At 56.9% G+C, this 13157-nt stretch carries 10 protein-coding genes; 8 read left to right on the top strand and 2 right to left on the bottom strand.

Annotation, left to right across the window (positions count from 1 at the left end; genetic code table 11):
* Nucleotides 1-82 precede the first annotated feature (82 nt).
* From OHL20_RS20710 to OHL20_RS20695, 4 genes are all read left to right on the top strand, one after another.
* Entirely contained in the window at nt 83-2071 is a 1989-nt protein-coding gene (locus tag OHL20_RS20710; RefSeq protein ID WP_263385205.1) for a WD40/YVTN/BNR-like repeat-containing protein, read from the top strand.
* A 37-nt stretch (nt 2072-2108) separates the two neighbouring features.
* A complete protein-coding gene (gene mqnE / locus OHL20_RS20705) occupies nt 2109-3260 on the top strand; it encodes an aminofutalosine synthase MqnE (RefSeq protein ID WP_263385204.1) in 1152 nt (383 codons plus the stop codon).
* A 121-nt stretch (nt 3261-3381) separates the two neighbouring features.
* On the top strand, nt 3382-3846 hold the full coding sequence (locus OHL20_RS20700) for a hypothetical protein (RefSeq protein ID WP_263385203.1): 465 nt from the start codon (nt 3382-3384) through the stop codon (nt 3844-3846).
* 554 nt (nt 3847-4400) lie between these two features.
* Entirely contained in the window at nt 4401-6563 is a 2163-nt protein-coding gene (locus OHL20_RS20695) for a hypothetical protein (RefSeq protein WP_263385202.1), read from the top strand.
* A gap of 287 nt (nt 6564-6850) precedes the next feature.
* On the opposite strand, the gene OHL20_RS20690 is transcribed toward OHL20_RS20695, so the two are convergent.
* Nucleotides 6851-7285 carry a hypothetical protein gene (locus OHL20_RS20690; RefSeq protein ID WP_263385201.1) on the bottom strand — a complete coding sequence of 145 codons (435 nt, stop codon included), beginning with the start codon at nt 7283-7285 and terminating at the stop codon, nt 6851-6853.
* 197 nt (nt 7286-7482) lie between these two features.
* Between OHL20_RS20690 and OHL20_RS20685 the strand changes: the two genes are divergently transcribed.
* The 3 genes from OHL20_RS20685 (at nt 7483) to OHL20_RS20675 (ending at nt 9519) form a co-directional block, all read left to right on the top strand.
* Nucleotides 7483-7680 carry a hypothetical protein gene (locus tag OHL20_RS20685; RefSeq protein ID WP_263385200.1) on the top strand — a complete coding sequence of 66 codons (198 nt, stop codon included), beginning with the start codon at nt 7483-7485 and terminating at the stop codon, nt 7678-7680.
* Nucleotides 7681-8480: 800 nt separating this feature from the next.
* The gene (locus OHL20_RS20680) at nt 8481-9224 is read left to right on the top strand and encodes a S1/P1 nuclease (protein ID WP_263385199.1); all 744 of its coding nucleotides are present in this window, start codon (nt 8481-8483) and stop codon (nt 9222-9224) included.
* 4 nt (nt 9225-9228) lie between these two features.
* Nucleotides 9229-9519, top strand: a complete 291-nt coding sequence (locus OHL20_RS20675) for a hypothetical protein (RefSeq protein ID WP_396272652.1) — start codon at nt 9229-9231, stop codon at nt 9517-9519.
* Nucleotides 9520-9563: 44 nt separating this feature from the next.
* Here the strand turns inward: OHL20_RS20675 and OHL20_RS20670 are convergent, their stop codons facing one another.
* Nucleotides 9564-11645, bottom strand: coding sequence for a beta-galactosidase (locus OHL20_RS20670; protein ID WP_263385197.1), 2082 nt, complete (start codon nt 11643-11645; stop codon nt 9564-9566).
* A 222-nt stretch (nt 11646-11867) separates the two neighbouring features.
* Between OHL20_RS20670 and OHL20_RS20665 the strand changes: the two genes are divergently transcribed.
* A complete protein-coding gene (locus tag OHL20_RS20665; RefSeq protein ID WP_263385196.1) occupies nt 11868-12965 on the top strand; it encodes a hypothetical protein in 1098 nt (365 codons plus the stop codon).
* The last annotated feature ends 192 nt before the right edge of the window (nt 12966-13157 follow it).

Here is a 13157-nt window from a genome sequence, read left to right as displayed (position 1 = left end):
TCAGCCTTTTTGCTGAATGGCTCCCTTACCCCGGGATAGTATGTAGGACTGGATGGATATGTCGATCTGCTTTCGGAGCCTAATGGCTCTTTCACTCCCCATGCTTTTGTTGTTCGGTCTACCTGCTCATGCTGTCTCATGGTTTCCATTCGGACCAGACGGCGGCGATGCGCGATCCCTTGCCGTCGATCCGCACGACCACGCTCATCTGTTTTTAGGTACGACGACTGGTTGGATTTATGAGTCGCACACTGAAGGCCAGGAGTGGAAGCGGCTTGCGCGAGTCGGACGACGCGACGATCTCGTTCTCGACAACATCGTCGTAGACAAAGCGGATTCGAAACACCTGGTTGTTGGAGCGTTCGTAGTCGGGAGCGCCGATGGTGGTGTCTTTGTCAGTAAGGATGGTGGCGTTAGCTGGAGTAGCCAGGAAACGTTGCGCGGTCAATCGATTCGTGCGCTGGCACAGTCTGCCTCTGACTCGAAACTCTGGATTGCGGGAACGCTGACTGGCGTTCAGCGTTCCGAAGACAACGGTGAACACTGGAGGCTAATCAGTCCTGAGGGAAGCACCGAGATTCATGAGGTTGAGTCGGTTGCGATCGATCCCAAAGATCCGAAGGTCATCTACGCGGGAACGTGGCACCTGCCCTGGAAGACGACGGATGGTGGAGCGACATGGAACAACATCAAGGAAGGCGTGATCGACGATTCTGATGTCTTCTCGATCATCGTCGATGCGGCTCATCCGAACACTGTATATGCAAGTGCATGCTCAGGAATCTACAAGAGCGATGATGCTGGTGCGCGCTTCCAAAAGGTGGAAGGGATTCCGTCCACGGCGCGACGAACACGTGTGTTGGAGCAGGATCCTAAGAATCCTAACATTGTATTTGCCGGGACGACCGAGGGCCTCTGGCGGACAAGCGACGCAGGCAAAATATGGCTTCGTATGACAGGACCAGAAGTGATCGTCAACGACGTATATGTCGATCCGGCCGACTCCAATAAGCTGCTGGTCGCGACGGATCGCGGCGGAGTCTTGTACAGCAATGATGGTGGTACGAGCTTCCGACCATCGAACAAGGGCTTTTCTGCTCGTCATCTTTCGTCCTTTGTAGCTGATGCACAGCATCCTGCGACCATCTATGTCGGGGCCTTGAACGACAAGCAATGGGGTGGTGTTTTTACCAGCGACAACGGCGGCTTAAGCTGGGCGCAGCGAAGCGATGGGCTTGGAGGAAGCGATATCTTCAGCCTGGGACAAGCTCCTGACGGAACTATTCTGGCTGGTACAGGACACGGAATTTACCTTCTGAAAGACAATAGTTGGAGCCGGGTAGCTGACGTGGCCTTTCCAAAGACCGTTGGCGCTGCTGCTCCCCATTCGATCGCGAAGAGCGTTGTGGCGGGGAAGTCTGCTTCGAGAAAACCCGTCGCTCGGAAGAGCGCTGTTGTCTTGAAGCCGTTCGATGGTGCGGTATATGCGATGGCGCTAAACGGTAACTCAGTCTTTGCCGCGAGTTCGCAGGGGTTGCTGGTGAGCGACACCTCGGGCGTGTCCTGGAAGTCGATCGAAAGCGCGGGCAGCGAGCAGTTTTACTTCCTGACGAGTGTGCGGTCAGAGGTGCTTGCTGCCGGGTTGAAGGTGATCAAGCTTTCGAAGGATAGCGGGCAAAGCTGGAAGACTGTCATCCAGCCAAGCGGTTTGGTCCAACTGACGGCTGCTGCAATCGACGGTGATGGTGGGTTGTGGGCTGCTGGGAGCGAAGGCGTTTTCCTGTCGCAGGATGACGGTGCGAGCTGGCAATCGCTGCCTCAGTTGTTTGTCAACGATGTAAACAGCATCTACTTCGACGCAAGGGCTGATCGGGTGCTAATCACTAACGGCGGCAAGGGAACGATTGCGTACTCGGTGCATCTGCCGGAGAAGAAGGTGAGCTTCTGGGATACGGGTTGGAACCTCCGGTTTCTTCGTCCTGTTGGCGATCACCTGATTGGAGTGACTCCGTTTGATGGCGTCGTTCTGCAGCCACGTATGGTCGAGTCTGCGGAAACGGTTCTGCATTGATCGTGCGTCTGGTTTACCTGAGGAATAGAATTGGGTCATGAGCATGTCTACGTCAGGTTTCCAGCCTCATCATTCGTTCCAGGCAGATGATCAGGCGCTGCTTCCGATCGCGGCGAAGGTGCAGGCTCGCGAGCGCCTGAGCTTTGAAGATGGAGTTGCGCTTTACCGTAGCGGCGATATCCTGGCGATCGGCTGGCTCGCGAACCTGGTGCGGGAACGGATGCACGGAAATACGGCTTACTTCAACGTAAACCGGCATATCAACCCGACCAACGTTTGTGTGGCGTCGTGTCGTCTATGCGCTTTTGGCCGGAAGAAGGGCGAAGCTGGAACCTACACGATGGCCCTGGAAGAGGCTTGGGAGACAGCGGCTTCAGGCTACACGGAGGCGGTAACCGAGTTCCATATTGTTGGCGGCTTGCATCCTGATCTGCCGTTCGAGTACTTCATGGACCTAGTGCGCGGGTTGAAGGTTCGCTTTCCCAAGGTTCATGTGAAGGCTTTTACGATGGTCGAAGTTGCATTCCTGGCGAAACGGGGCAAGATGACGATTGCCGAGACGCTGGAACAGATGAAGGCTGCTGGCGTTGACTCTATGCCCGGTGGCGGCGCGGAAATCTTTGCGGATCGGGTTCGGCACATTATCTGCGACCACAAGATCGATGGCGGCGAGTGGTTGGAGACGGCTCGCATGGCGCACAAGATGGGGCTGCGATCGAACGCGACCATGTTGTATGGACATGTTGAGAACGATGAGGATCGCGTCGATCACATGATCAGGCTGCGTGAGGTTCAGGATGATACCGGTGGCTTCCAGACGTTTATTCCGCTGGCATTCCATCCTGAGAACACGATGCTTGGGCATATCCCAAAGACGACGGGAATGACCGACATCAAGCAGATTGCGATTGGCCGATTGATGCTGGATAACTTTCCACACATTAAAAGCTACTGGCAGATGGTGTCGCCCAAGATGGCGCAGATTGCGCTTCGCTTTGGCGCAGATGATGTCGACGGAACCGTGATTGAGGAAAAGATCTACCACGATGCAGGAGCCGTGACTCCGCAGGGAATGCGTCGTGCCGACCTGGTGCGACTGATTACCGAAGCTGGTCGTGAGCCGTTCGAGCGTGACACGATGTATCGTGCCGTGACTCGCAGTGAAGACTCATTTACAGTTGCAGTCTAAGAATCGCTAGACTGTTACTGCTTCGCAAACTTCTTTGCAGGAAATGCGAAGTTCGCGCAACTTAGTCGCTTAGAAGAGGTTATCTAAGGGCAAGGTGTGCGACTAAACCTCGGAGAAGACCATGCAAATCTTGATAAAGCACTGTGTTCTGGCTACTGGATTGATGGCGGCGATGGTGCCGTTTACGATGCAGGCTCAACAGGTTCCGGGCCCTCACCCGGCTTACCTGCATGCGCTGAGCGATCTTCGTGCGGCGCGCCATTATTTGAATGATGGCTGGGCCTGGGAGCCTGTGCGACGAGACGATAACGCGGCGATCCGCGAGATCGATGCGGCGATCAACGAGATCAAGATGGCTGCGATCGATGACGGTAAGGGTGTTAACGATCCGTTCCATGCGGATGGTCACCTGAGTCCGCATGACCGCTTCCGGAAGGCAAATGAACTGCTGTACTCGGCGCACAACGACCTCACGAAGGCCGAGGATGTTCCGCAATCGCGCGGGCTGCGCGACCGAGCTATAGGGCATGTGGATCGCGCTCACCAGATCGTCGACAATACGGAGCGAACCGCTCGTTGGGAGTAGGCTTCATGCAGAGAGTGAGCGATGCAGCGATACCTCTAGGGAAAATCTTATGACCGTGCTCTGTTCGGCGTGTGGAGGAGGAACGCTCCAACGATCGCAGCGACGATGGTTTGAGTATCCGCTCAGCCTCTTTCACTGGTGGCCATTCCGGTGCAAGGAATGTAGTGCGCGATTCCTGAAATACAGCCGTCTGTCGTTTAAATAGAACTCCATGGAGAACTTTTTCTAATGGGGTTGTGACGGCGGCGAACGCCAAGCCGCGCCATGAGTTTAACAAGCAGCGACTGGTCGCGCGGCGGAATGTGAAAATCAACGTACTTGGTGATTTTCAAGATAAACTTTCCTCAATAGATCAACGGAATGTAGCGCGTAGACATTCAATTGATGAATACTGCGGAGATCATCGAGAGACTTGGATCAATGCGCGCTGACTTCACAACAGCGGCGAACGTCAAGAAGCGGCTCAGTCTGACGAATCATCCATTCTTCACTTGTAATCCTGTGGTCTTTGTGAGATTTAGATACGGGCCCTAAATCTAACTTGAAGGTGCAACGTGGCCACAATCACACTGACAGATACTTCTTCTGCCTTAGTCAACGCTACTGTCTTTGACGCATCTATCATCGGCAAGACGCCTAACTCGGTCATTCATTTTTTGCGCTCAGATGTAATCGGCGCGTTAGATCAGACGCTGGATCAGGTTCAGATCAACTCTCTATCGATTGGCTTTTCCTATCAACCCTCATTCTCTCCGTCCGGGGGTACCGCTTCTTTCACAGCGGGGGGTTCGCTGACAGGGGAGCTGGATCTCTACAAGCCCACATCCGGGGGAGCATCAAGTCCGCTGTTTCCAGATGACCAGTTTGGAACCGTGATCGAGATGGGGAACAACTGCTATCTGGCGCTCTCATTCCAACTCGCCCTAAGTGCGGGAGCCAACGTCACGGCAGGCGCATTTACTCTTACGCCGTCAGCCTCTGCGACAGGAGATGTAAAGCTCTATCAGCCCTTCAACCGAGACGCCAACGGAGTGTACCCAACACTAAAGAACGCACTTGAAACATTGTTGGGATCGTTTGCTCTTCCTTCAACTCTGAACGACCTAACAAAGCTACCTGCGGGAGTCGTCATTACCTATGATGCGCAGGGATCGATTGGATTCCAGGCAGAACTCGACTTCCTGGCAGCGGTGAATCCTACGGCAACACCTGGTGTGAGCCAAAGCTTTGGACCAATCAGCATCACTGCAGGACCAAGCATAACTGTGGGTGGAGGCTTCACACTTACCGGCGAATTTGAAGCACGGATCTGGAAAAAGTCTGATCACGTTGTCCAGATTGGTTACTACAAGAAACAGGGTGCCAGCTTCACCGTCTCATACGATGCGAGTGTCGGCGCCGATGTTACCGTCGGAGGGTATGACGTTGTCGCGAAAGTGTACAGCTTGTTAGGCGATTCTGGAAAGCTGGATTCGGCATGGCTAAGTGCCCACGTCCCGAGCTCGGTGGCGGATGATGTGCAGGCGGCCTATGAATCGGCAGTCGAGACGAAGCTCTCGATTGCCATTGACGCAGAATGTGACACGTCAGTGACCAACCAAGCGGCATTTTCGTGGAACTTTGATCTCTCCACGCTCGATGCAAATGGTCAAAGCGCACTGGCAGCTGCCTTCAAGGGAGAACTTACCGAATTGATGAAGAGTGAACTCCCGGCAGGCATCACGAAAGCTGGAAGCGTCCTCGATCGTACGAGTGAAGCAAAACATACATTCTCGTTCAACTTTCTAGGTCTTTTCGATCATGCAACGGTTAACGACGCGACACTTGACATGGCAGCGAAGGTCTCAGAAGATGGTCAGCTCGTCATCACAGACACAGCACACCTCACGCGTTTGGCCGCAACAACAACGCCCTTCATCAAAGCAGATCAGCTACGCAACGTCTTCGCAGAGGATTGCATTGCCACCATAGGCTACGCTGTCTCATTTGGAAGTTTCATACCCACACTGAAGGTTGGCTACAGCTACTTCTCTTATAAGAGTAAGGCGCATAGGGCGGATCTCCAGCAGTTCGTAGATACAGCCACTCAACTGGGCGAAGACAGCGTTGCCGGCGACTGGTCAGGAACGCTCCAGTCCAATTCCATCAGCCAGGCGGCATCTTTGTTTGCATCGCTGAACTATGACGGGACAACCGCCAAAAGTCTTTTCCTCGACCAAAACGCAAATCCAAGAAGCGTTGCCGATTACCAGGAGGTGGGTCGGAGGGCTTTGCTGAATACGCCTGGGTTGAGTCTCAGCCCGCAATTTATCGGGAGCCTAAACAATCCTGTCGTATGGCAGCAACTTCTCAACGCTGGCACCTCTCAAAACTTCAATCAGCTTCTCGGAGTCGATCTGGCCAATCCGCCCATGTGGGCGCAGATCTCGTTTACATGGACGCTGCATATTGTCTTTTGGGCGTCCGCCATGTACTCGGCCGCTCAAGCCCTTCAGGGGGTGCAGCAATATCTGGCTCAGAACCCGGGAGTCTATCCGCTGCACGATACTGCATTTTTGAACCGGCGTAAAACCTTTGCGAGCCAGTTGCAAAGAGCCATCCAGAAAGCTCCTCTTTTCGACGACGCGCTGGGGCTGATCACCGTTTTCGATGCTGCCGTGCCTCTAAGCAAGACGGTGTCCATCACATACGCTGGCATAACGAAGACTTACGCATAAAGAAGAGCAAGGACGCAGAGGAGGTCTGCGGCTCACCCTCCTCTGTAGTCATGCCAATTAGTTCCAGCATTATCCAACGTCTTCCCATGAAAGCAGAAGTTGTTGCTAGCGGGTCCTTCTGACGAGCGCAGGCAGAATGATGCCACTTATTGAGAGCGCGAGGTCAATCTGATGAAGCTTCTGGTTGGCGCGAAGTTGCTACCGGGCGAGGTTGCGGTTGTTGCGGTAACTGGACTGCGCGTCCATCTTCGCAGCTGAATTCGCTGCAGCCAGGGCTGATGAAAGCTCTAATCGGTAAGGATGATTCCGGACGTGTTGTGCGAAAGGCCGGGATCATGGGCGTGGTTCTTGTTGGCAGCGAAATGCGGGCCGGGATGTGAGTCGGGTTGAATTGCCTCCGGAGCCGTGGATGGTGATAGGGCTGTTTTGGTGGACTGAAGGCGGATAAAGCTGGTGTTTGCTCCGGGTTGTTCTGTTTCATCGTTGGGTCCATTGGCTTGTTTGGCGAAGCAGGACATGGGGTTGTGGTTGACGGAGGTTCGTTTTCTGGCGGCTCTGGCGTCGATTTCTGCGGTGGCTTTGTCGTATTGGTCGTGTTGTTCCTGTTGGAGGGCGAGGTCCTGGGTGTGGCGGAAGCGGGCGGGGGAGGTGCGGGCCTGGCCTGGTTCGAGGGGTGCTTCGGGGTCTTCGGCGGGGGCGAGGGGGCCGTGGACGGGGTCCATGACGACGTGCTGGACGGGAGTCTTGGTGAGGTCGGGGTGGTGAGCGGTTCGGGGTCGGGGGGCAGGTTGCAGCCGACGACCTGGAGGCCGTAGAGGAGGAGTCCTGCGGTTTTGGTGTCGATGCGACCGGCGGCGAGGCGGCGGAGGACTTCGCCGAGGGCGCGGCGGAGGGCGGCGCGGTCCTCGGGGATGTCGAGGTGGAAGTCTTCGGTCTCGCAGGGGGTGCGGCGTGGTGGGCGCGGGGCGGGGATGCGGCTGGTGTGGTGGTAATAGCAGAAGTTCTCTTCGCGGAGGCTGGGGCTGCCGCACTGGTGGCCCTGGGTGAAGAGGTGGCGGCAGCGGTGGGTGCGGGCTTCGGGCTGGCTCATGTGGTACTCCTATCCCCCCGTACCTGAGTACGAAAGTGTTCAAACGAAAGGACTTGGTGGGGTACCTGTCGGTACGTGGCTGGGGTCACGCTTTGGGGCACGCAAAAAGGCCCGGCTGGTGGCCGGGCCTTTTGCTTTTTACCTCTATTAACAGAATAGCAGGTTGGGGGGTATCTCCCTGCCAACTTTGTTGGCCACATTCTAAAGGGGTTAGGGAGGTCTGGGGCTTGACACGCTTTTTGCTGGTGTTTTTGGAGGTTCATTCTTTTCAGGGGCGGAAAGGCCTATGAATATGGGCGAATGCTGGGGAAGGCAAGCAACGGCAAGGGCAGCGGCTAATGCGGGGGTGTTCGACTTCGCGTTGCTCCGGTCGAGATGACGGAGGTTTTGGGCGGGTCCAAGGAAGACGGACTCGGGTTCTCTTTGGGAAGGGCAAGCAAAAGCAAACGCAAGGGCAACCGCAGGTCCTTCGACTTCGCTCAGGATGGCAGTGTTTTGGGGTGGAGGGAAAGAGGCAACGGCAGGGGAAGCCGCAGGTTCTTCAGCTTCGAGCAGGAGGACAGGGTTTGTGGCGGGTGATGACAAGGCAACGGTAACAGGAGCGGCTAGTACGAGGGGTCTTGCTTTAGTTGATGACGATGTGAAAGGTTGTGGCTGGAATTTTCTCTTGCCGTCATGGTGGTGTTCGCATACAAGGAGGTGTGACTTTCCGGCAGGTTTCAGTGCGGCAGGAGATGAAGCTGCTGGTTCACGGAGCGGCGTGAGTTGGCTATCAAACGGGTTGCCGAATGTTGCTGCCATTCGAACGAAGATGAGGAACTATTTTTATGCGGCGAATTGTTGTTCTGATCCTGATCTCTTTTTGCTGTCTTACGAAGGCACACGCCTGGGGTGGGCGGGGCCATGAGCTGGTCGCTTATATCGCTTACATGAACCTCACTCCCGAGATCAGGGCGAAGGTCGATGCCCTGGTGCAGCAGAACCCTTGTATCGCGGAGTGGAGGACGTATGTAAAGGCGATGCCTGCGGCGCAACAGCCTGTGGCTCTTTTTATGCTGGCTGCTACGTGGCCGGACCGGATCAAGCTTGCGGCACCTCTCAGCAAGACACCCTATGATTGCCCTGGTCATCCAGACTTTCTGAAGAACGACGGGGGAGTGGGACCGGGTGGCCACTTCAGCGTGGATATTCCGCCGACCGGTCCGGAGGCAAGCCAGAATATTGGGTACACGGATAATCGCCGACACCAGTACTGGCACTTTATCGACACACCTCTCTCGGGGGATGGTACGGCGACGCAACCTGCCCCTTCACCGAATGTACTGACGGAGGTGATCCTGCTTTCACGGGCCCTGGGGAGCACTGAGGCTATCGGGGTTCGATCGTTTGACATGGTTTGGCTCGAACACCTGATGGGCGATATCCATCAGCCATTGCACGTAACGCAGCGATTTACCAAGACATTTCCGAACGGAGATGGGGGTTGGAAATTCGGTCATGATCTGCAATGCTCAGCCAGATTGCCGTGCGGAGCTGCATGCCTATTGGGATGGCCTTCCGGGGAGCGATAGCTCGTTGCTTGCGACGATCAATATGGGCGCGATTCTGAACAAGCAGCCCGCTCCGGGGGCTGCGGCTATCAATATCAATCACCCTGAGCAATGGGTCGCGGATGCGGCTGCCATCGCCAAGGCTGATGTGTACGCGGCACCTTTCAATACCGCTGCCAAGAATGTCGATCCTTCTGCAATTTCCACTGCATATCACGACCGGGGTGTAGTCGATATCGATAAGCAGATCTTCATTGCGGGGTGGCGATTGGCTACGACATTGAATACGCAATTACAGGGATGGTCGGGGGCTTAGGAGTGTTCGAGCACGTCAGGCTTGATGCTGCTCCCGCCCCCTGATTATTTGGCCTGGAGGATCGCTACGCCGTACTGGTCCAGAGAGAGAGTGGTGACCTGCTTACCGTCGAGGATGCTCTGCATGGCGGAGGGAAGCGTGACCGATTGCGGGGTGGTGGCGAAGTTGACGAGGATGAAGACCTTCTTACCTGCACCTTCGCGGGGGTAGACCTCTACACCTTCGGGGACAGGGCCGAGGGCTGCGGTTACGCCTGAGATCTGGGCCATCCACCTGGCCGCATTGAGTAGGGTGGCATCATCCATCCATGCGCCGATGTAGGTGATGCGCCCTTTGCCAAGCTTGCGAGTGATGGCGGCGGGCTGACCGTCGAGGTAGCCGTTGGACTTGCCGTAGCGCATGAGAACTTCGGTATCGGAACTGCTTGTGGAGAGCTGCTCGGCCCAGATCTTTGAGGTGGTGGTGCCCCAGGTGCCGGTGACAGGTGGGATATCGCCGGGTCGGGCCTGGTCTGCGGATTGAATGGCGTACCACTGTTCGACACGACCGCCGAGAAGGTCGGCGAGTGGGCCGGGAGCGCGTTTCGTCTGGAGGGAATTATCGCCGTCCTTCATGGCAGATCGTTGCCCTAGAACGAGATGGCCGCCATTCTTCACGTATTGCATGAGGTTGCTGGCGGCTTCATCGGTGAGGACGGCCAGGCCGGGAGCAACGACCAGCTTGTAGGAGGCGAGCAGTGCGGTGTCCGATACTACGTCGATCGATTGAGCAACTTCGCGGAGGGGCTTGTAGTAGCTGACGAGCTGGGTTTGAGGGTCAAATGCCTGGTTGTGGCGCTGCCAGTTGATGGCCCAGCGGCTGTCGTAGTCCTGAAGGATGGCGACTTCGGAGTGAGGGCTGGTGCCGGCGAGGGCTGGACCGGCTTTGGCGAACTCGGCTCCGAGCTGGGCAACCTCAGGGTAGAGGGGGACGGGGGTGCCGTCGGAGCCTACAAGGGTTCCATGAAGCTCTTCCTGACCGTTGAGGGCGGAGCGCCACTGCCAATATTCGACGGCATCGGCTCCGTGCCCGATGGCGTGCCAAGCCATGGCGCGGACCTCTCCTTTGTCGAGGGCGGTGTTGTCGGACTGCCAGTTGACGAAGCCGGGCTGGGTCTCCATGACCCAAAAGTTTTTGCGGAGAAAGCCGCGGGTAAGGTCGTGGGCGAAGCCGTTCGAGGCGGGGTTGAGATGTCCGCGGCCTACGTAGTCGTCCCATGCGGACATGTCGAGATCTTTGGAGACGGTGTAGTGATCGTAGCCATCGAACCAGCCCATGGTGTTGGTGGTGATCCAGACGTTGGACGGGATGTTGGGGCGGATGACGTCGATTTGATTTCGGTCGTAGGCGCGCCAGGTGTCGGAGACGAAGCGTTTCCAACTGAGGAGGAGGCCGGGATTGCCGTACTTCTCCTGGATGGGGATCTGGGACCAGTCGGTATAGGCCTCGGACCAGTAGGAGGTGGTCCAGCGTGCGTTGAGGGCGTCGAGGGTTTTGTAGCGATCCTTGACCCAGCCCTGGAAGGCGGTGCGGGCTACGGGACCGTAGTCCTCGGAGCTGATCTCGTTGTCGAGCTGCCAGCCGATGACGTTGGGGTTATGACCGTAGCGCTTGGCCATGCGCTCGGCAATGTCGCGGCAAAGTTCGCGGTATTTGGGGGAGATGAAGCTGCCTTGCTGACGGTCGCCGTGCTCGGCGCGCTTTCCGTCGGACTCGTAGCGGAGTGTCTCGGGGTACTTCTGCGTGAGCCATGCGGGCGGGGTGGCGCTGGGGGTGCCGAGGACGATGGCGATGTGGTGCTTCGCGGCGGCGGCGATGGCGTGGTCGAGCCAGGTCCAATCGTAGGTGCCCTCGGTGGGCTCCATGGAAGACCAGGCGAATTCGCCGATGCGGGCGAAGCGGATGTGTGCCTGCTCCATAAGGGTGAGGTCGGCGTCCCAGCGGGACTCGGGCCACTGCTCGGGGTACCAGGCTGCGCCGAGGTAGAGGGCCGGCGGAGTATCGAGCTGGCTTTTCTGCGATAAGGCCAAGGAGGGTAGCAGCGCGGCGAGAGTAAGGGTGAGGATCTTGTTGGAACGCGAGGACATGCAGTTCTCCAGGGGCGAATGAGTAATCGTTTACATGATAGGCGATACATGAGGCCATTCGTCCGGGCTCGTGCTTCGAAATCGGTCACCGCTCCTTGCGCGCTTGCTACGCCCGTTTTGAGACAGCATTGTTCATCCTGTGGAGCGGTCTGCGGATTCTCTTGTCAAATGCTCTGGAAAGGTGCAATCTTCTACACATCTGATACGTCTTGAGGTGCCGCCATGGCATTCCGCCTCACCAGATGGGCCCTGATTACTACTTCTCTAGTTGTGTTTACCGTGTCCGCGACGGCGCAGGTGTTTGTTGTCGGCGAGAAGACAGCTACTGCTGATATTGCGACAGACTTTACACCGACGCATCTCTCGCTTCCTTCCGATCGGTTAACAGAACGCGGTCGACGCGACCTTGTCCGTAACCTTGAAGCGGAGCAGGGATTCGCTCATCGTGCGTTGCCGATGGGAGCGGGCATCACGCTGCAGGCAAACGGCAAACTGCTGCCGGGCGCGGCGGAGTACAAGCAGATGATCTACCGGAAGGGTGAGTCCTCCGCTCCGGGGGATCGGATTGTGATCACGGCTGTGACGTTCAAGCCGGGCCGGATCGTGCTCGATCTTAATGGCGGACCCTACGCCAAACATCGGTTCCTGAGCCATATTTCGTTGAATGACGCTCCGATTGCACAGACGAATCGGGAAGAGGTTACAGGGTCGCGGGTGACGCTTGAATTTGAGGGGGGAGTGCCGGAGATTTCGGCTCCTGAGGTGAAGGCACTGCTGGAGCCGGTGCTTGACTTCGGGGTTAAGAATTCAGAGGAAGCGTATGCGGATACGCTGGCAGCTCCTTTGAAGGAAGCGGTTGCCGCTCACGATGTGTTGGTCGGGATGAATCATCGGATGGTGCTGGCCGCGCTGGGGGCGCCGGAGAGTAAGGTTCGGGAGCATGACAGCACGAATCCGGATGGGCCTTTGTATGAGGAGTGGATCTACGGCCATGTGCCGCAGACGGTCAAGTTCGTACGCTTTCAGGGGGATCGGGTCGCGGTCGTGAAGATCGTCGCGATGGGTAAGGCGATCGAGGTCCACGACACGAATGAGATGGGCGACTTTCTGCCTCCGCCGCCGACGCGGGAGATTGCGATGGGGGATGTAAAGCCGAACGCTGCGGATGGGCGCGGACCAGCGCCATCGTTGCGGCAGCCCGGTGACCCGGAGGCTGCTCCAAACACTGTCGGCAAGGTCCAGTTCCCGACGCAGAAGAAGTCACCTGCGCCGACGCCTGTTCCTGCTGTGGATGGGTCGACAAACGGTCCTACGCCGTAGCTTCCTCGTGTAGACTTGATAGCTGAGCGTCTCCGCATGCTTCTCGTTTGTACCCGCTTTGGTCCGTCCCCCTTCAGGTTCGTCCCGTGCTGATTCGATAGAGAGGTTCCGGATGATCCGGTCCAGCTTGGCCCCACAAAGCCAGTCCGATGGTCATCTCATGCGCGAATCGCCACATCTGCGTACCAGGGG

Source organism: Granulicella arctica, from assembly GCF_025685605.1.
In the GTDB taxonomy this organism is placed as follows: Bacteria; Acidobacteriota; Terriglobia; order Terriglobales; family Acidobacteriaceae; genus Edaphobacter; species Edaphobacter arcticus.
Note: the sequence above shows the minus strand (reverse complement) of the source record. Positions and strands in the feature narration are given on the sequence as shown.

Bases quoted from the DNA above. Each gene is read 5' to 3' on its own strand.
- OHL20_RS20710 (WP_263385205.1), top strand. From the start codon at position 83: ATGGCTCTTTCACTCCCCATGCTTTTGTTGTTCGGTCTACCTGCTCAT.
- mqnE (WP_263385204.1), top strand. From the start codon at position 2,109: ATGAGCATGTCTACGTCAGGTTTCCAGCCTCATCATTCGTTCCAGGCA.
- OHL20_RS20700 (WP_263385203.1), top strand. From the start codon at position 3,382: ATGCAAATCTTGATAAAGCACTGTGTTCTGGCTACTGGATTGATGGCG.
- OHL20_RS20690 (WP_263385201.1), bottom strand. From the start codon at position 7,285: ATGGACCCCGTCCACGGCCCCCTCGCCCCCGCCGAAGACCCCGAAGCA.
- OHL20_RS20680 (WP_263385199.1), top strand. From the start codon at position 8,481: ATGCGGCGAATTGTTGTTCTGATCCTGATCTCTTTTTGCTGTCTTACG.
- OHL20_RS20670 (WP_263385197.1), bottom strand. From the start codon at position 11,645: ATGTCCTCGCGTTCCAACAAGATCCTCACCCTTACTCTCGCCGCGCTG.
- OHL20_RS20665 (WP_263385196.1), top strand. From the start codon at position 11,868: ATGGCATTCCGCCTCACCAGATGGGCCCTGATTACTACTTCTCTAGTT.